Source organism: Desulfoluna sp., assembly GCF_030145185.1.
GTDB lineage: Bacteria > Desulfobacterota > Desulfobacteria > Desulfobacterales > Desulfolunaceae > Desulfoluna.
Genome location: NZ_JAQYWB010000007.1, coordinates 53714 through 72919 on the forward strand (window position 1 = coordinate 53714; position 19206 = coordinate 72919).

At 50.4% G+C, this 19206-nt stretch carries 13 protein-coding genes; 12 read left to right on the top strand and 1 reads right to left on the bottom strand.

All coding sequences use genetic code 11. The features are described 5' to 3' along the window. The first annotated feature begins 77 nt into the window (after positions 1–77). Complete coding sequence (locus Q1Q75_RS03400; protein WP_300667604.1) at positions 78–1637, top strand: glycerol-3-phosphate dehydrogenase/oxidase; 1560 nt, start codon at positions 78–80, stop codon at positions 1635–1637. 88 nt (positions 1638–1725) lie between these two features. Here Q1Q75_RS03400 and Q1Q75_RS03405 read toward each other — a convergent pair whose 3' ends face one another. Then, positions 1726–2064: a hypothetical protein gene (locus Q1Q75_RS03405; protein WP_300667605.1), complete on the bottom strand. Its 339-nt coding sequence runs from the start codon at positions 2062–2064 to the stop codon at positions 1726–1728. Between Q1Q75_RS03405 and Q1Q75_RS03410 the strand changes: the two genes are divergently transcribed. The 11 genes from Q1Q75_RS03410 to tssC all read left to right on the top strand — a co-directional run bounded on the left by Q1Q75_RS03410 (position 2051) and on the right by tssC (position 19200). Further along, positions 2051–4369, top strand: a complete 2319-nt coding sequence (locus Q1Q75_RS03410) for a hypothetical protein (RefSeq protein ID WP_300667606.1) — start codon at positions 2051–2053, stop codon at positions 4367–4369. The genes Q1Q75_RS03405 and Q1Q75_RS03410 overlap by 14 nt on opposite strands. A gap of 32 nt (positions 4370–4401) precedes the next feature. Continuing rightward, on the top strand, positions 4402–6027 hold the full coding sequence (locus Q1Q75_RS03415) for an endonuclease/exonuclease/phosphatase family protein (RefSeq protein ID WP_300667607.1): 1626 nt from the start codon (positions 4402–4404) through the stop codon (positions 6025–6027). 167 nt (positions 6028–6194) lie between these two features. Then, positions 6195–7076 (top strand): RluA family pseudouridine synthase, encoded by an 882-nt coding sequence (locus tag Q1Q75_RS03420; protein WP_300667608.1) that lies wholly within the window; start codon positions 6195–6197, stop codon positions 7074–7076. 1744 nt (positions 7077–8820) lie between these two features. Next, positions 8821–9354, top strand: a complete 534-nt coding sequence (gene tssJ / locus Q1Q75_RS03425; protein ID WP_300667609.1) for a type VI secretion system lipoprotein TssJ — start codon at positions 8821–8823, stop codon at positions 9352–9354. A 2-nt stretch (positions 9355–9356) separates the two neighbouring features. Then, positions 9357–10742, top strand: a complete 1386-nt coding sequence (gene tssK, locus Q1Q75_RS03430; RefSeq protein WP_300667610.1) for a type VI secretion system baseplate subunit TssK — start codon at positions 9357–9359, stop codon at positions 10740–10742. A gap of 2 nt (positions 10743–10744) precedes the next feature. Next, positions 10745–11416: a DotU family type IV/VI secretion system protein gene (locus tag Q1Q75_RS03435; protein ID WP_300667611.1), complete on the top strand. Its 672-nt coding sequence runs from the start codon at positions 10745–10747 to the stop codon at positions 11414–11416. A gap of 12 nt (positions 11417–11428) precedes the next feature. Further along, the gene (locus tag Q1Q75_RS03440) at positions 11429–14890 is read left to right on the top strand and encodes a type VI secretion protein IcmF/TssM N-terminal domain-containing protein (RefSeq protein ID WP_300667612.1); all 3462 of its coding nucleotides are present in this window, start codon (positions 11429–11431) and stop codon (positions 14888–14890) included. Beyond that, positions 14878–15651: a type VI secretion system-associated protein TagF gene (gene tagF, locus Q1Q75_RS03445; protein WP_300667613.1), complete on the top strand. Its 774-nt coding sequence runs from the start codon at positions 14878–14880 to the stop codon at positions 15649–15651. Before Q1Q75_RS03440 ends, tagF begins: the two co-directional genes overlap by 13 nt. After that, entirely contained in the window at positions 15645–17183 is a 1539-nt protein-coding gene (gene tssA, locus Q1Q75_RS03450; RefSeq protein WP_300667614.1) for a type VI secretion system protein TssA, read from the top strand. The genes tagF and tssA overlap by 7 nt, the downstream gene beginning before the upstream one ends. A 29-nt stretch (positions 17184–17212) precedes the next feature. Then, positions 17213–17701: a type VI secretion system contractile sheath small subunit gene (gene tssB / locus Q1Q75_RS03455; RefSeq protein ID WP_300667615.1), complete on the top strand. Its 489-nt coding sequence runs from the start codon at positions 17213–17215 to the stop codon at positions 17699–17701. A gap of 11 nt (positions 17702–17712) precedes the next feature. Beyond that, on the top strand, positions 17713–19200 hold the full coding sequence (tssC, locus tag Q1Q75_RS03460; RefSeq protein WP_300667616.1) for a type VI secretion system contractile sheath large subunit: 1488 nt from the start codon (positions 17713–17715) through the stop codon (positions 19198–19200). The last annotated feature ends 6 nt before the right edge of the window (positions 19201–19206 follow it).

Consider the following 19206-nt stretch of genomic DNA (forward strand, 5'->3'; position numbering starts at 1 on the left):
TTGCAATAACCGTTTATTGCTTTGAATTGATCGTTTTCTCATGAAATATCCGGGTAAGGGTGATGAAAGGGGGAGTGATGGGTCGATGTTTTGAAAAGAGCGCAGTGGATTTGGTGATTGTCGGCGGAGGCGTAACCGGCGCGGGGGTGTTCCGGGAGGCGGTTCGAAACGGGTTGAGGTGTCTGCTGGTGGACCAGAAGGATTTCGCCTGGGGGACGTCGAGTCGGTCGTCCAAGTTGATACACGGCGGGCTTCGTTATCTGAAAGAGGCGCAGTTCAAGCTGACGCTGGAATCGGTGAAGGAGAGGGAACGGCTCCTGACGGAAGCCGAGGGGTTGGTTTCGCCCATCGATTTTATCATGCCCCTTTATGATGGAGCCGGTCCTGGCCGTGCTGCGATGGCCGCAGGGTTGACAGTCTATGACATTCTGGCGAAAAAGTTTCGGCATCGTTATCTGCGGAGTCACCGTGTAAAGGAGTTGATTCCCGGAATCAACACCGAAACGTTGAAGGGCGGCTATCTTTTTATGGACGCTCAGGTTGACGATGCCCGGCTGGTACTTCGGCTGATTGGCGAAGGCGTGCGCCAGGGGGGGCGAGCCCTTAATTATACGTACGCCCGGTCGATCCTGCGGGATGCTGAAGGGCGGGTGACAGGTGTCTCTTTGATGGACCAGGCGACCGGCGCAGAGTTTGAGGTGTCGGCTCCTGCTGTCGTCAATGCCACCGGCGTCTGGGCAGAAGCGCTGCATCCGTCGCCGGAGGCCCACTTGCATCTTCGGCCCTTGCGGGGAAGCCATCTTGTTTTTTCCCGGGAAAAACTCCCGGTGGACCAGGCGATCAGCTTCTTCCATCCCACCGACAAGCGCCCTTTGTTTATCATCCCCTGGGAGGGGGTGGTGCTTCTCGGCACCACGGATCTGGACCATGAGGGCGATGTAAACCTCGAACCGGCCATCACCGATGCGGAAGTAGAGTATCTGCTGGGGGCCCTTAAGGGTGTGATTCCCCATGCCGGGCTCACTCGGGAAGATGCCCTGACCTCCTTTGCCGGGGTGCGGCCGGTCCTCAGCGAAGGCGGGAAGTCGGCCTCCCAGGAGTCCCGGGAGCATGCGGTCTGGGTGGATCGGGGGCTGGTGACCGTGACCGGGGGCAAGCTCACCACCTTTCGAAAGCTGGCCTGGGATACGTTGAATGCAGCGCAACCTTTTATTCGGGAGGACCCGCTGACCGGAGAAGGGGACGCGGTTTTTTCCGAACGGAGAGGGACAACCCCGGAAGGCGTGGGGCACGAACTCTACAAGCGCCTCTGGAGTCGATATGGCAAAGGAACCCTGGCGCTTCTGCAGGGCGCTGGGCCGCAAGGCCTTGAGTTGATTTCAGGGACGCCTTATGTCTGGGCGGAGTTGGCCTATGCTGCGGAGCATGAGGGGGTGTGCCACCTTGAGGATTTGTTGCTCAGGCGGGTTCGCATCGGGTTGATTCTGAAAAATGGGGGGCTGGATCAGATGGCCTCCATACGGGCGGTGGTTGAAAACTATCTTAACTGGGATGATGAACGATGGGAAAAGGAGGTGGCGGATTACAGGCGGTTGTGGCAAGGTTGCTACAACCCGTGCCCACCAGAAAATAAATAAAAAAACGCTGATTGTAACTTGCGCCCCATTGTCTGTTCAATGAGCCGTTTCGTTCCTGACTTTTAAAACATTCTGGGGCGAAGCGGCTTTACGGTTTGCCCCCCTGTTCTTTCTCTTTATTTTCATCCTTATCTTGAGTCTGTTGCCCTCTGCTTTCAGGTGTATTTAAAGTCAATGGCTTGCTGCCTTTGGGGTATTCTGTTACATAAGGGAGGTACTTGGCAGTTGCGATGGGTACACGTCCGGGGGCAAGAAAAAAACGACGGCTCCATAGATAATCAGAGAATTGTATGGCGATGTACCGATGTCGGGTTGCTTGATTTGTATGACAAAGTGGATGATGGCTTATCTCCTTTGTGGTGACTTCAGCGACGGCATCATTTTTTTTCCCACATCTCAGTGCGGATACCACCATGAAATCCTTCAAAAGGATCCTCCCTTTATTCCTGCTGCTTGCCGCTGTTTTCTCTTTTTTTCCTGAGAAGATTGATGCTCTGTGGCGCCTGGCCGATCACTGGCTGCGGGCCATTGCTGAATCACTCACTTTTTTTATCTTGTTTATATATAATGATGCACCCGTCACAGAGGAGGGGATAGCTTTCTTCCTCGTGGCAGGGCTTGTCGGGGTGGGCTTCCTGAGTGTCTTTTCATCAGACGAAAAGAAAAATGACGAGGGGCGCTCTCAAGATGACGGCACCCTCTCTGAGTCGGAACACGACGATGAGGTGGAGGTTGAATATCGTTACGTCGAAGCGGATGTGGTGAAACACTTCTTAGAGATCTATCGTGCTCAGCTCGGGGCACGGGTGGATGCTCCCTGTCGGTTCGAGCCTATGGAGGGGTCCAAGGGTGCCTCCGACGTTATTTATGAGCTGGGCATCATGACTGGGGGGGAGTGGCATACGCGCCGATTGACCATCGGTCCTCTGGGGGAAGCCGGAACCCAGAGAAGTTACACATGGTTTGTCATTTACGATCGCTATATCGTGGTGAAAATTCCTCCCAGACCTCTGACAGATTTCAGCGCCTACATCAAGGAGTTGGTCTACGGCAATTCCCTTGCAGCGCGTCTTTCCCCCACCGAGTGCGTGGTACCGAATGTCTCGGTGATCATGGAACTTCTCACTCCGAATCGGAACACCTCTCTTTCGACCACTGAAATTGAAAAAGGGCATGTGGGCGGGCTCTCGGTGAATGGCAATTATCAGAAACATCTGATGATCGGCCCCTCCTTTGCCTTTTTCATGGACCTGTCAAAATACTATTTTCTTGGCAAGGTTCTGGATGATATCCACATTTCTCAGAAATCCATTGAAGAGGAAATCGTCGGGCATCCCCATATTCTCTGGGATCCCAATGACTTTGAGGGCCGTTACGGTAAAGAGCGGGCCGTGTTCTGCCTTAAGATTACAGGCGTTTTTGAGCTGTTTGAAGAGGGGGTCAATCGTCTCCTCGTCCAATTTGGTATCGGTACCTCTTTGCCTGTTTTTAGTGTGCGCTCATGGTTTGTTCAGTATCTTGCCGGACGAAGGACCCCGATCACGGACCAGAATCTGTCGGCGACGTTTATGGAGGAACTCAACACCATGGCCACCCTGACCATGGCAGAACAGGCCGAAACCATTTCGTCATATCGCAAGATGATCCACGGTTACCTTTTTGAAAAGAATCTGTTGAAGACCCGGGCCATGATCTGCAGCATTGTGACCAATCTACTGGATCTTCTGGCAGGGCTTAACAAACGCTATATTTCTATTCGTGATATCAAGCCAGATAACCTCCTCATCGCCGGGAGCCCTGAAAATTATCCCAGTTTTTTGACAAGTCCCACGGGTTTTAAGGTGGGTATCATCGATGTGGAGACGGCGGCCTATCTCTCCATGGGAGAAAATGGTCGTATCGATCAACCCCTTTTGGGTGGCACCCCCAAATACGCCACGCCAAGTAACCTCTTCTCCAATGACGTCATTCGGGAACACTTTGGTGAGGTCGCTCGTATTTTAAGGCTTCAGGATTGGTATGCCACCACCGCGCTGATTTTCAAGGTTGTGACGGGCAAGGATCTTTTTGAAGATTCTGCGCAGCTGATTCCCGAAGTGCTTCGGATTTTAACCGTGGCTTCGGATGAGCAGGGACCGGAAGTGCACGAATACGTCAGCCGTATCTATTTTAAGAGAGCCCTGACGGAGTTTGACCAGAAAATTTACGCTCACAAGGCTGTTTTAGATGGTTTTCAGATTATTGTGCTTCGAAAGAATCAGAAGATTCTGAGAACGGAGGTCGAATTCTGCAAGGTGGGGCTTGAGGCCCGTGTAGAGCAGTTGGTCGAGGCACAGACTCTCTTTCAGGGGGAAAAGAATACCGACACCTTGAAACGGGCCAGTGCCGATCAGATTGCCCGTTTGATCGCGACGTGGAAAAAGAGGGTATGCAAAACGGAACAGGAGCGCCTTCGGGTCGTGGAAGCGGTTCGTTTTTTGCGGGTTCTTTACCGGTTCAAGGGCCAGTATGAAGGCATTGCCCGTTTTATGGATCTGTTTAATGAGGGGGGCATGAAGGTCTCTGCGTCCCGGCTGATCCATGCCATGTTTCACACGGTCTTTTACTCCATGTACACCCGAGTCTGGGGTGAACTGGAAGGGGCGGAAGGGTTTGAGGCAAAGGAAGAGGCTGCCGAACGGACCCTGGAACGCACCCTGGATCCTGACCCAGGGACCACCGCCGTTCATTGATTTAAACCATCATTTTTCTTCTCAAGGGTACCATGTCTGACAGGCTGGTGATCTTTATCCGGATTTTGGCCGGATTTTTTATTATTTTACTCGTCTCTCCCGCCTCGGCGCAGCCCCGGTTTCGCCTTGTCTCTTACAATGTTGAAAATCTGTTTGATCTTACCCAAAATGGCAGCGAATACATTGGCTACATTCCCCACACCGTCTATGGCTGGAATGAGGCGGCGGCACGGGTGAAGTATGCCCATATTGCCTCTGTGATTGCAGACGCAGGCGCTCATGTGGTTGTGCTCTCTGAAGTGGAGACTCTGGAGGCGCTGGAGCGGCTCCAGGCTTCTCTTTTGGCGTTGTGCCATCCCCTGGACCATGGGGTCATCTCCAAACATCCCTCCATTGTAAGGTGTGCTGTGCTCTCTTCTTTTCCGGTGGTGGAACGCCGGGAGGTGGTGGTTGGAACGGGGATGCGGTCGATATTAAGGGTGACCCTGGATATCACGGGCACTCCGGTCGTGATTTACGCAAATCACTGGAAATCGAAACGCGGGCCAGAGAGTGGGCGCTTGCCGTACGCCCGGGCCCTGGCCGCAGATATCGCCACCTTGCCTGCCGGAACCGATTACATCCTTGCCGGTGATTTTAACTCCGATTACAACGAGTGGCAGATGTTTCACAGGGAGCCGAGGCTTAATGACACGGAAGGGGAGACCGGTATCAACCACGTCCTCGCCACCTGTTATAACGATGCCATGGTTACCGAAGAAGGGCTCAAAAAGGGCTGGGGGTGCCATTACGATCTTTGGATGGAGATCGAGCCGGCGAGGCGATGGAGTTACAATTTTTTTGGCAAAAAAGGAAGCCTCGATCATATCCTGCTTCCAGCCGCCCTCTATGACAATCGGGGTCTGAGTTATGTGGACGGTTCCTTTGGCCGGTATGCCCCGGATCGGCTCTTTCAAAACGGGGGCATCTATCGCTGGCAGCGAGAGAAAAAGGGGCAGGGCAGGCATCTCGGCAAAGGGTATTCGGATCATTTGCCCCTCTACGCAGATTTTATCGTCGGGCCTTTTGTGGCTGCCACCGAGAAGGCTTTTCGTGGTGACATGCGGGTTGAAAGGATTCCCCAGACCAACAACAGCGTTGAGGATTTGTACAATTTGCCTCCGGGCCTTGCCAACTATCGCCTCAAGGGACTTGTTGTGGTATACAGGGCGGCATCCGGTGTGGTGGTCAAGGCCAGGCATGGCAGGGCCATTTATCTCTACAGGGCCGGAGAGACCCTTAAGCCGGGTTGGGTTGTCGATCTGACGGTGACGCAGCTAAGTGATTATTACGGACTCCGAGAGATCACGGCTGTGGCCGATGTGGAGAAACGCGGGGAGACCGATCTTGCGCCACACCTTCTACCCGTCGATGGGGACGTTGACCTTTGCGAAAGTCGTCGGATCAATGAGGTTGTGGATAGCGTTTGTGGCCATTATATTAATGGTCGGCTTCGATATGGTGCCGGGCGTTCCGTTCGTGTTTACACGGTTAAAGGGATCAACCGTCCGAAAAATGATACGCCTGTCTGTCTGAGCCGGGTACGGGTCGGGTTTCACCGGACACCCGAGCTGGTGGTAGAACGTCAGGAACAGCTTCGTGTGGGTGACAGACCATAGACGCCTGGTACCTTGAATGTATGGGCCGGAGCGTACCGGAAACGGTCTTGGCTTTTGAACTCGCGGGGCCTCGCAGGGAGTACGGGAACACCTGAGGCCGAGTGGGTTTCAGCCTTTAATGATTTTAAATTGTTTTGTTTGTCTGAATAAGTTGTGGGATGGATTGTATGGTCGTGAGTCAAATGAAAAAGTGGCAACATTGTGAAACGATTTCCGGCATGCCTGTTGAAGCCGGGGCCTGTCTGGCCGCCTCGACGGGGCTCTCCCGGGGGCGGGTGAAGCTGGCCATGAAGCAGGGGTCGGTCTGGATCCGTCAGGGAAAAAAGAGGCGCCGGATCCGTCATGCCAAGCGGACGGTTCAGCCCGGCGAAACCCTGGAAATATATTATGACGAAGCCCTGCTGACCTCCGCACCACCTGAAGCCTGGTGTTTGAAAGACGGGGAAGATTACAGCGTCTGGTTTAAACCTGCCGGACTTCTCACCCAGGGGACCCTTTACGGCGACCATTTTTCTCTGGAACGTAAGGCGGAACTTCATTTTGCCGGAACGCGCCATATCCATCCTGTGCATCGCCTCGACCGGGAGACCGCAGGGCTGGTGATTTTAGCACATGGGAAAAAGAGCGCGGCGGCCCTTTCGGCTCTGTTTCGGGAGAGCCGCATCGAAAAGATTTATCGCGCTGAGCTCCTTGGCGATCTCCCCCCTTCCGGGACCGCGTCATTTATCGATCTCCCCATCGACGGGAAAGAGGCAAAAACAGAATTCGTCCTTGAATCCGTGGACGCGGAGAATCATATCTCCACGGTCCTTGTCCGCCTTCATACCGGTCGGATGCACCAGATCCGCCGTCATTTTGATATGATGGGTCATCCCGTCATGGGCGATCCCCGCTACGGCGAGGGCAACAAAAACCGCTTCGGGCTTCGCCTCGCCGCGGTCCGGCTCTCCTTTGTCTGTCCTTTTCTTAAACGACAGGTGGTCTTTACCACAGACGAGACACTGCCGGACCCTATCTTCAGGCAGCCCCACGGCGGCATGTTTGGTTGACGTGCTGATTTATCAGCCGGTCTGTTTTTCCATCTAACCCGGATATTTCACGAAGGGTGGGAAGGGTGAGTAGAAAAAGGTGAATTACATTTTGTATTTTTGAAACGACTGAAAATATTACTGCAAAGAACTGTTATTACAAATTATTCCTTACTCCTGATTGTTTTCTCATGAAATATCCGGGCTAAGGAGCTTTCCTCCTTGTCTGCCCTCCATTCAGGCTGAATAGTTAATGCAAGGCCACGATTATTAATAATCGTGGCCTTTTTTTATGCTTAAAAAAGTATGTCCTTTTTTAGGGAAAGATATTTCGTCAAGGATCGTTAAATTTTTGTATCTCTTCGCCGTTTTAATGCTTGAGAGGAAAAGGGGTGCGTCGGAGAGTCTATTTTTTAATAGATCGCGAATTGTTGCGAAAAGAAGCGTAGATGTATTTTGTGGGTGATACCAGTTCGCTTTAGTCGCCGTAAATATTGCATAAATGGGGCATGCTTTCTGCGGCCATTGTTTAATGAAACACCATTTAATTTTTTAACATTTATTAACTGAATTAATAATAAGTATTGAAAAAATAAAAAAAATATCATAAGTCATTGTTTTGAAGAAATATAAATTATTACAATTGATATAAGTAAAAACAATTGTATCATAGGTATGCTATTGATTAACCCTATCTCAAAAGGTGATCAGACGACCCTGTATTGAAAGATGAAAATAGATACCTCGCCTATCTACCTGTAATAATGTTTTAAAATTCAAAATATCTGGAGGCGTCATCCTCAGTGTTGGGCGGTCTTCCATGTTATAGTATACTCGTGTTTACCTGTGTCTTGAGCAAAGAGAGTGCTTTTTAAAAAAATCGTCGTAGGGCCGCTGTAGATATTCGTGAGAAGTAAAGAGTGCTGAGGGATTTCAGTGATCCATCTTTTAGAAACAATCAGGAACGAGTCATGCTTGCCTTCATAAAAACCATTAGGAGCACTAACCCGGATATTTCACGAGTCGGGTGCGCTTATCTGCAAGGCATCAGAGCTGCAGATGTAGTGATTTACCTCAAAGCTTTGATAACGCAGCAGATGAGTGCACCCGGCTCGCCCGAAGGGTGAGAAAAGCGAACAGATAACCGTGAATTATATTTTGTATTTTTGAAAAAACTGAATTTTTCGCAATAACCAATTGCAATAACTATTTATTGCTTTGCGTCGATCCTTTTCTCATGAGATATCCGGGCTAACCCGGATATTTCACGAGTTGGGTGCGCTCATATGCAAGGCATCAGAGCTGAAGATGTAGTGGTTTACCTCAAAGCTCTGGTAACGCAGCAGATGAGTGTACCCGGCTCGCCCGAAGGGTGAGAAAATCAAACAGAATACTGTGGATTACATTTTGCATTTTTTAAACGACTGAAAATGTTACCGCAAAGAACTGTCATTACAAATTATTCCTTAGTCCTGATTGTTTTCTCATGAAATATCCGGGCTAAAGAGTATCCGAAATTATAGTATATCAATCGTCGTGTGCTCTTTTTGTGGTAAAAATTGTCCTCTTTAAGCCTCATGATTTCAGTCGGATGGGTGACCATGCGCCTGTATTTTACAGCTTGATAATATATTGTTTCTATGCTGCGGGATCGATCGATGTGATGCCTTTGTTTTTGCTTGTCGTCTTTTGTTCAAGAAACAATGGGACTGTTGATTCTCGTGAGCTCGTAATTCGCGGGCCATTATCGGGTAAGGAGTTAAATGTGAAAAAAGTCGTCCTTGGAGTCATGGTGTTTCTTATTGTTACGATCAGTGCGTGTGGTCTGTCGCCCGTTTCTCCACCGGACTGGAAACTTCAAAAAGAGGGAATTATCCTTCATTTTGACGCAGATAATCAGCTGAACCAGAGCCATGGGAAAGCATACACCTTATATCTTGTGCTCTATCAGCTTAGTGATCCCAATTCATTTAATCAGCTTTGTGAAGATCAAGACGGACTCTCGACGTTACTGGAAGGCAAAGTGTATGACGAGAGTGTCGCGTCGGTTAAGAGTGTGTATATCTATCCGGGGAGTGATGTGACGCACAAGCTGGAGCGGGCGGAAGGGGCGAGATACCTTGGTATCGTCGCAGGTTATGGTGTACTGGCGAAAGAGAGAATTGTGCGGTTGGTGGAGGTCCCGGTATACATTGAACGAACCCGTACTTTCAGTATGAATAAAAAACTGGTCCCCGGACAGTTGCGTTGCGATTTTGTCCTGGGCCCGGATCAGATTGAAGACGTAAAGGATATCTAGGTATGGAGAAACCACTTTTCTGGCACCAGGGGCTTTTCCTTCAGCCCCAGCATCTTCAACTGACACACGGGTACCATGAGTCGTTGCTGACGCCTTTCAATCGTCATCTTCAACCGCATCTTAACGGGGTAGGTGCCTTGTCCATACGACGCTCGGCGGTATCCGGGCAGTCCATTCATATTGACACAGGGGCCTTCTGGTTTTTGGATGGGACCTATGCCGTGATTGGGGAAAACGCGTTGCTGGAGGCCAGGCGTTTTCAAGACTCCTGGGTGGATGGGAGTAAACCTCTGGTGGTTTATGTGGGCGTTAAAAAGACGAACCGGCTTCAGAGGAATGTCACTGTTCTTAAATCCGGGGTCAATCCGGCTGTTGTCACCACCCGATACGTGGTCGGGGAGGAGCCGGAGAGTATGAATGATCTTCACCACGACGGTCCGCCGGCATTGCTTAAAACCATGAGCCTCCTTCTTAAGGTTTTTTTTCATTCGGAGCTGGACCAGCTGGGTGGGTATGAGCTGATTCCCGTTGCCATGCTGGAGAGGAGTGGGGATGAAACCGTCCTCTCCTCCCGTTTTATCCCTCCCGTCTACACGTTGAATGCGTCCCCGGCCTTATGGGGTCTGGTTCAGGATATTTATGATCAGCTTTCTTACAAAGGGCATGATCTGGAGAGTTACAAAAAAAAACGGGGTGTTCATAACGCGGAGTTTGGATCGCGCGATATGGTATTTCTCTTGTCTTTGCGGACTCTTAACAGATACATCCCCAAATTAGCCCATCTGATTGAACACAAGGAGGTCCACCCTTGGGACCTCTATGCCATCCTGCGACAGATCATTGGCGAGCTCTCCTCGTTTTCAGATCGTGTGAATGTACTGGGAGACAGGGAAGAGGGGGGCGAGGGGCTCCCAGCCTATGACCATAACAACCTGTGGCATTGTTATTCCCAAGCGGGGTTGGTTCTCGCCAGCCTGCTGGAAGAGATTACATCCGGGCCGGAGTATATCATCGAGTTTCAGCGAGATGATCCCTATTTGAGTGTGATGCTTTTACCTTCTCATCTCGAAGCAAACAGCCAGTATTATATGGTGGTGACAGGCGCTGTGGAGAAGGATGAGATACTCGAAGCGGTGAACATTGGAGTCAAGCTTGGCTCCAAAGCGTCTGTGCCCGCATTTGTCGAACGATCTCTTCCGGGGATTGGCCTTGAGCACCTCACGACGCCCCCGCAGGAACTTCCGCGGCGGGGAGATTCATCCTATTTTCGCATTGATACCCAGGACGACCGATGGCTTCGCGTTGAGAGAGAGAAGCATCTCTGTCTTTATTGGGAAGGACTTTCAGACGTGATGAAAGTCGAGATTATGATCGTCAGGAGGCATTAACCATGTATTTGAGTGACTGTTTTATTCCTCTGATCGCTTGTGTGGCTTATGCCCTTCCTGAAGCCGAGAAAAAAGAGACGCCGTATTCTGATTTTCGGTCTTCGGTCATCGCCCATGTGGACCGTTGCCGTCTTCATCCGGATCGGGAAGGTGTTGAGGAGGATGATTATACGCAAGCTATGTTTGCGGTGTTCTGTTGGGTGGATGATCGGGTCATGCAGTCCGCATGGAGCGGAAAATCTCAGTGGCAGAAAGAGTCTCTGCAGCGAGTTTATTTGAAAACAGCCCAGGGGGGGGCCGAATTTTTCACTCGCCTTAAGGAGACGGATTCCTCTCAAAGGGGGGTCTTGGAAGTGTTTTATCTCTGCCTTCTGGCGGGGTTTCGAGGGCGTTATGGCTCAGAGGACGATGAGCAGATCCTTGACAATCTTAAGTCTGGAGTTCGTAAGAAAATGCTCCGAGATGATGAGACATTGGTGGGGGAGGGCCAGGGGAAGTTGTTTCCAGCCCCATACGAAGGGGTGTCGGCCTCTTTGGGTGGACCGGTCATTCCGCCTGAAATGCCCATGCTTCGGCTTTTATTTTTGTTTTCCCCTGTTTGCTTTTGTGGAATTCTTTTCGTGATTTATCGCTTTATTTTAAACAGTGAAATGATCACAAGTCTGGTGCCATAAATGAGAGTGTTTATGAAAATAATGGGTATTATCCTCCTTTTTTTGATTCTGCTCCTCGGCTTGCCTGTGGCTTCTGTTTTTATGGGATATTCCGCTTTAATAGGGATGTCTCTTGGTGCAGGCATATTGGGTGCTTTTTTACTGGTTGTGCTGGTGCATTTTTTATGGGGCAGGCGTCGTGAAAGAAATTTTGTCAACGGGTTGGTGGCGGAAGGGGGGGCAGAGCCTTCCATTGATGAAAAGGAGATCGACAAGGCCCAGCGCAAGCAATGGAAGACGGCCCTGTCCGAGCTGAAAAAATCCCACCTCAGGGTCAAAGGGGACCCGCTTTATGTGCTCCCCTGGTATATGCTTCTGGGCGAAACGGGGACGGGGAAATCCACGGCCATAGAGAATTCGGGCCTGAGTACCAATCTTCCCCAGCCCCCTCGGGTATCGGGGGTTTCAGGAACACGTCATTGCGAATGGTGGTTTTTTAATGAGGCCATTGTCCTCGATACGGCGGGGCGATATGCGACGCATCAAGACGAGCCGCTGGACAAACGGGAATGGCACTCTTTTCTCGGTCAATTGCCTCGATATCGCAAAAAAGAGCCTTTGAACGGATTGGTTGTCACGGTGTCGGCTAAGACGCTGTTGACAGCATCTCGCGGGGAGATTGAGTCGGAAGGGCTTAAAATCCGTGAACGCATCGATGAGTTGATGCAGGTGCTCGGGGCAAAATTTCCCATTTATCTGCTGGTCACGAAGTGTGATTTGATTCAAGGCATGACGCGATTTTGTGATTTGCTGCCCGAGACCGCGTATGAACAGGTTTTCGGATGCCTGAATGTCGACACGCCGTGTGACGCTCCGGATTTTCTGAATGCGTCTTTTGCACAGGTAACGCAAAAATTGAGGAGTTACAGGCGTCAGATTACACGGAGCCTTGATGCGGTCGGGAGTGCTCCGGTGTTCCTTTTTTTCCCCGAAGAGTTTCAGACGATGGAACCAGGCTTGTCCGCTTTTGCACAGGCTGCGTTCAGCAGTAATGTGTACCAGGAACCCCCGTTTTTCAGAGGGGTCTTCTTTTCAAGCGCCAGGCAGTCCGGTTCACCCGTTTCACATTTTCCAGAGGCACAGCCTTTTCTGGAGAATGAACAGAGCGAGGGACTCCAGGAGGCAACGGACAAAAGTTATTTTCTCCATGACCTTTTCTCGAAAATTCTTCCCGCCGATCGGCATCTGCATGTGCCTACCCGACGTTTTATAGATGGAAAAACCCGAATGTTCGGGCTGGCTTTTTCTTGCCTGATACTGGCTTGTCTGACCTTTGGGGGGCTTTTAAGCTACTCTTTTTCCGTGAATCTTTCGTTGATTCGAGAGGTTCAGCGAGAATATGTCACCTATGCGGCGTTGGGCGGAGATCTGGTTGAAGATGTCACGACCCTGGAGCGCCTTCGCCAGTTGATTAAAAAGGTAGAGAAGAGGAATCAAAGACGCTGGGTTCCCGATTTTGGACTGGGGCATTGTGTTCGGTTGGAGAGGGAACTCAAGCGGTTGTATTGTGAGAAATTTCAGGGTGAATTTATGGCGTCCTATGACACAAAGATGGGCGACTCTGTGGTCTATTTTTCCGAAGAAACTCCCGAGGAGGAGTTGGGGGGCGTCATCCTTCATTATATTCGTCGGATCAACCTGATCACACAACGGGTGAACGGTGGTGGATTCTCTGAGTTAATGAATCATCCGCAGCCGGATTATGACGTTTTGATGATATCGCCGGGGCACCAGAGTCTTCCCTCCGCCCTTGAAATTGTTCAAATACAGTATTGTGACTATCTGATCTGGGCAAGCCGGAAGATGTTGATTGGGGAGAGGGGGATGCTCTCTTCGTGGCTGTCCTATGTGATGAAAAATGAGAAGATCTCTCTGGCGTGGCTCGTGACGTGGTGCAACAGCCATGGGGGTGGGACTGTCTTGACTTTGGAACAATTTTGGGAAGGAAGCCTCCAACTTAAGGATGAACCGGTGGTGAATCCGGCCTTTACCCTTCAAGGGGTTGATCAGATTACCGGGCTTATCGGAGACCTGGAGCATGCCCTGGAAAATCCTTTGGATATAGCGAAAAAGAAAGAGGCATTTTTGAAGGGGTACAAAGAAACTTATGCCAAGGAGTGGTATGCCTTTGCGTCTTTTTTCCCTCGGGGGAAAGAGACGATTAAAGGCAGGGAACAAGGCCTTTCAACGACGGTCAGGATGGGCACTTCAGAAAATCCTTATTTTATGTTGTTGGAAAAAATGGCACGGGAACTCTCATTTATTCGGGACGATGTAGAAGAGACGCCCTTGTGGATGACTCCTATCTTTGAGTTTCAAGAGATCAGGCATTACGCGTCGACGGCGACACAGAGGCAGGACGCGCGTCACGCGGGTATTCCGGGCAAGGGGGGGCGGTTTTTGTCCAGAGTAAAAAAATATGCCGGTTCTGTCCGTCCTGTCGGAAAGGACGTCTCTGAATCTGTGATGATTTGTGCTGAGGCCTTTACCCAGTATACCGCAGGTATTTCTGGCATCTCGAAGGCCTCTTTGTCCATCGGTGGGTCCTTTGCACTGGCAGGCATCGTCTTCTCAGAAGATCCTGTGACGGGGAAATCGCCGGTTCGTCTGGCGACGAGTTCGGAGGAGACAATGAAGATTGCCATGGAGAATCATCGCGCCGCACGGGCGCTGTTTTGCACTCTGTTTCACGGACCCTTTGACTATCTGTGGGACCGCATATGTACCAACACCGGGGTGCATCTTCAAGAGGTGTGGGATGAAACGGTTCTTTCCGAAATTAATGGAATTTATGATAAAAAAACCATGAGTAATGCTCTGTTCGGGAAGAGTGGATGTGTGAGTAAATACATCGCCGGACCGGCAAGACCCTTTATCGGAAAAAAACGAAGAAAAGGATATTACGCCAAAAAAGCAGTTGGGAAAGTTATACCCTTTAAAAAATCTTTGTTTACTTACGTAACTCGCGGTACTTATGGAAATAAATCTGAAAAGACGGAATTTAAAGTCACCATTGAGGGGCTCCCCACTGATATTAATTCGGATGCAAATATTCAGCCCCATATGACCACCCTTAAGTTAGACAGCGTGGATAAAACCCAGGTGCTGGTGAATAGAAATTATCAGGTCAAAGAGACGTTTCAATGGTCTTCCCGAGAAGGCGGCGATGTGACGCTTAAAATTGGGGTGGGTGATCTGGTTCTCGAAAAAAAATACACCGGAAACTGGGCTTTTGCCAAGTTTATTAAAGCATTCTCTCATGGACAGCATGAGTTCCATGTGAAGGATTTTCCGGAATCTGAAGCCACTCTGAAGCGCATGGGGGTGCGTTATATTCGAGTCAATTACAAAATGACCGGGACCAGGCCCATTCTTCGGATGATGTACAACGTGGCGGGAAAACCCCCTGAGGTGATTATTGCGTGTTTGGATTGATCGGGAGACAAAAATGGAACGGGTACCTTTCAGGCAAACACCCAGTCGCCGGAGATTTTCTCCAGTTAGGGAGGCCGACGCCTTTGCTGAAGGGATTCTCCGGGTGGATGGAGAAGGGATACGAAGGGGGCGGTCGAGAGATCTGTTGGGATCCTGTCCTTAAATGGAATTTCTGGGCCAGGGGGCCTAACGGGGAATGGGTCTGTGGAATGATGAAAGCGAGCTGCGACAACCATCGTCGACGTTATCCCTTAATGATTGTAGGCGCGGGTTCGGGGGCAGCGAGTTCTGAACACTGGGACCTTTTGCCCTATGCGTGTCAGGAGACATGGACGGCCCTGGCATGCCTGGCCGAGTCTGATATCAGGAGCGTTGACGAATTGAAAAAGAAGGTGATCGGGATCCGGTGGCCGGATCCATCCTGGGGGACGCTTTACCGGAAGCGGGAGAGGGATAAAGACTCGGTGATATACAGGATCGGACAGAATCGGGGGTCAGAGTTTATGGATAAGATGAACAACATTGAGGGGCTGGCTCGGCGGGATTATTTTCAGGTTCCTTTGGATGTGTGTGAGGGAAGGGATGTCTTCACGCCGGCGTCCAAATTCCTTCGGCTCCTAAAAAGCCGTTCTGCCTTTGAGCCGACAATGGTTTTTATGGGAGGCTCCAAAACAAATCAACGCATGCTGTGCCTGAAGCGGCCTCTTCTTTTGGATGATTTTTATGCGTTGTGGTCCGTTGACGGAAAAAAAACATGCTGAGCTCGTCTGCTTTGCTCGGCAAAGAGCCCATCTGCGAAGCCTTTCCCGCCGGACAGGATGTGCGTTATGAGGTCGGTTTTGAATGTCTGCAGGAGGAGCTTGATAAACTCAGTTCTCCTGTCACCCGGGAAACGTTTCAATGGGATACGGTGGCGGCCCTTTCAATCGAGATATTAAAGACGAAGTCCAAGGACATCCTGGTGGCCAGTTATCTTTGCGTCGCCCTCGTTAAACTGAAAGGCTGGCCGGGCTTGGAGACGTCTACTGCGATTTACTCCGACCTTCTTGAGACTTACTGGGAAAACCTTTTCCCTCCGATGAGGCGCATGGGGGGGCGTCTTTCCGCCGTGCAGTGGTGGATGGAAAAAATGAGTGAGGCCCTTTCAGATGAAATGGAAGGGATACCGGATGAGAGCATGTCCCGACAGATTCTTGAAAATCTGGGACGGATTGACGCTTTTATAAAGGCGCATACAGAGTTGGATTTATCACTCGTCGCCTTAAGGCAACAGATCGAAGGTCTCCCCTTGAGAAAAGCGCAGGCTGGAATTCAGGACGATAAACCGGGAGAGCAAAAAGTCTTCGATCCCGAATTCACAACCGCTGTGACGCTGGATGCCGGGAATCTTATGAGAAGCCTGGCGCCGGTTTTTAAGAATATCAAGGCTGCGTCCAGAATGGTTCGAGATGATGGGACGCACAATCCCCAGTCGTATCGGTGGCTGCGTTTTGCTGTGTGGGAGCCGGTGAAAGCTCTCCCCCCAGCCATAAAGGGTGTAACGAAGATCCCGGCTCCTCCGCAGCAGGTGACGGCACCCCTGAGGCAAATGATGGTGGACGAGGCTTGGGAAGCGTTGCTTTTGCATTCAGAGAGTCAACTGTACAACCCACAAAATACTTTTTTGTTTTCACTGAATTACTATTCCGCTGAAGCACTGTGTCAATTGGGGAAAAAGTACACGGGGGCCCATGAGATGGTTTGCCGGGAGACCCGGCTTTTTTTTCAGCGTCTTCCTGGTATTGAGGCCTTGCGTTTTGCTGATGGGACGCCCTTTGCCTGTGAGGAGACGCTGGCGTGGGCCGTCCGAATGACGTCGTTAAAGGAAGGACAGGAGGAGACCTTTGATCAGGCGCCTGTGGATGAGGGGTCGTTGGCCGATGTGATTAAAAGCGCCCGGACGCTGGTCCGGCAGGGCATTGATCTCAACGAAGCCGTTGATGGGTTGCAACAGAAAATAAGGGCAAGTGTTTCGGGAAAAGAGGCTCTTGGCCTTCGCCTGGGGTTGATAAGCCTCCTTGCGGACTACAGGCATGAAAAAATTGCCGTCGTCCATGTAGAGAAGGTGTTTCATGATATGGCCCGCTTTAACCTCATCCGGTGGGACCCGCCGCTGGCACTTAACGGGTTGAAGGTGATGTACAAGGTCATGAAAAAACTGCCGGGAAAAGTGCCTGCCTCACGAGCCGCTGAGATTCTTGCCATGATTGCAGAGACCAGCACGGTGGAAGCGATAAAATTACATAAAATATGACAATACCAAAAAAAGAACGGGGGTAGGACATGGCAAAAGAAGCATCCGTTGCACCTAAAGAGCGCGTTAATATTGTTTATAAAACCTCTGTAGGCGAAAAGGAAGAATCGGTTGAATTGCCTCTGAAACAACTGGTTTTGGGGCATTTTTCTGACATGGAAAAAGAGAAGCGCATTGAGGATCGAGACTCCATCGCCATTGACAAGGACAACTTTAATGAGGTCTTGAACGCACAGAATGTGTCGGTGGACGTAAGCGTTCCCAACAAGCTCTCGCAGGATCCCGAAGCCGAGATGCGTGTCTCCCTTGATTTTAATCATATGAATGATTTCGGTCCGGAATCGGTGGCGCAGAAGGTACCTGAACTTCAGGCACTTTTGAAACTTCGGGACGCGCTCCTTGCCCTGAAAGGACCCTTAAGCAATATTCCTGAATTCCGGAACAGTATTCAGGAATTGATCCTCGACGCATCGCAGCGAAAGCAGCTTCTTACAGAACTTGGGTTGGATGAAGAATAAAGGAGGATGACATGAGTGAGGTACAGGAATCCGTTAATACGGCAGACGCGGGGGATGTTTGTGAAGGTTCCTCGCTTCTTGAAGAGATCATCGAGTCCACCCACATTAAGCCTGAAGACGATGCCTATGATCTGACCATGCAGGGGCTTCATGCCCTTATCTCAAAAATTGCCTCTTCTGAGGCCGGTATTGAGAAGGTCACAAAATCGGTGGTGGACGACATGATCGCAGAGCTGGATCGGCAGATCAGTGTGCAACTGGATGAAATCATCCATCATGTTGAGTTTCAGAAACTTGAATCGCTGTGGCGGTCTCTTAAATTTCTTGTGGATCGAACCGACTTCAGGGAGAACAACAAGCTCGAAATTTTAAACGTGTCCAAAGAGGAGCTTTTAGAGGATTTTGTGGATGCTCCCGAGGTGACCAAATCTGGACTCTATAAACGGGTCTACACCGAAGAGTACGGGCAGTTCGGCGGGGAGCCTTACGCCTCCATGATCGGCAATTACGAATTTGGCAGCTCTCCCCAGGACATCAAATTGCTGGGATTTTTAGGCAGTGTGGCGTCCATGGCACATGCGCCTTTTATCGGGGCTGTGGCTCCCTCTATGTTTGGCCTGGAGTCCTTCTCGGGTATGGCTCAGCTCAAGGATTTGAATTCGATCTTTGAAGGTCCTCAATATGCCAAATGGAAAGCCTTGAGAGAGTCTGAAGATGCTCGTTATATAGGTCTGGTGATGCCACGATTTCTGCTGAGACTTCCCTACGGCAGGGAGACAGACCCGGTGAAATCCTTTGATTACCGAGAGGATGTCTCGACGGACAACGAAACGTATCTCTGGGGAAATATTGCCTTTGCCTTTGCCTCTAAGTTTGCCGAGAGTTTTGCCAGGTATCGTTGGTGTACCAATATTATCGGGCCCAAAGGTGGAGGCGCCGTTGAAGATCTTCCCCTTCATTTTTTTGAGGACATGGGGGCGATTCAGAACAAAATTCCTACCGAAGTGCTTCTTTCTGAACGACGGGAGTTCGAGCTGGCCGAAGAGGGGTTTATCGGGCTGGCCATGCGCAAAGGGAGCGATAACGCAGCCTTTTTCTCTGCAAATTCCATCCAGAAACCAAAAAAATTTCCCAACACCACCGAAGGGAAAATTGAAGAAACCAATTACAGGTTGGGAACTCAGTTGCCCTATATGTTGGTCGTCAATCGATTGGCCCATTACTTGAAAGTGATCCAGCGGGAGAATATCGGGGTCTGGAAAGAGCGGGTGGATCTGCAAAGAGAGCTCAATGACTGGATCCGGCAGTATGTGGTGGATATGGATAACCCCATGCCAGGTGTCCGGAGCAGGCGTCCCCTGCGTAAAGCCCAGATTACCGTCGATGATGTTCCGGGGGAACCCGGATGGTACAAGGTCAGCCTGAAGGTGTGCCCGCATTTTAAGTACATGGGTGCATCCTTTACTTTGTCCCTGGTAGGTAAGTTGGAGAAAGAATAATCATTA

Excerpts from the sequence above, each read along its gene's own strand:
- Q1Q75_RS03420 (WP_300667608.1), top strand. The coding sequence starts at position 6,195 with ATGGTCGTGAGTCAAATGAAAAAGTGGCAACATTGTGAAACGATTTCC.
- Q1Q75_RS03440 (WP_300667612.1), top strand. The coding sequence starts at position 11,429 with ATGAAAATAATGGGTATTATCCTCCTTTTTTTGATTCTGCTCCTCGGC.
- tssA (WP_300667614.1), top strand. The coding sequence starts at position 15,645 with ATGCTGAGCTCGTCTGCTTTGCTCGGCAAAGAGCCCATCTGCGAAGCC.
- Q1Q75_RS03435 (WP_300667611.1), top strand. The coding sequence starts at position 10,745 with ATGTATTTGAGTGACTGTTTTATTCCTCTGATCGCTTGTGTGGCTTAT.
- Q1Q75_RS03410 (WP_300667606.1), top strand. The coding sequence starts at position 2,051 with ATGAAATCCTTCAAAAGGATCCTCCCTTTATTCCTGCTGCTTGCCGCT.
- Q1Q75_RS03400 (WP_300667604.1), top strand. The coding sequence starts at position 78 with ATGGGTCGATGTTTTGAAAAGAGCGCAGTGGATTTGGTGATTGTCGGC.
- Q1Q75_RS03415 (WP_300667607.1), top strand. The coding sequence starts at position 4,402 with ATGTCTGACAGGCTGGTGATCTTTATCCGGATTTTGGCCGGATTTTTT.
- tssB (WP_300667615.1), top strand. The coding sequence starts at position 17,213 with ATGGCAAAAGAAGCATCCGTTGCACCTAAAGAGCGCGTTAATATTGTT.
- tssK (WP_300667610.1), top strand. The coding sequence starts at position 9,357 with ATGGAGAAACCACTTTTCTGGCACCAGGGGCTTTTCCTTCAGCCCCAG.
- tssC (WP_300667616.1), top strand. The coding sequence starts at position 17,713 with ATGAGTGAGGTACAGGAATCCGTTAATACGGCAGACGCGGGGGATGTT.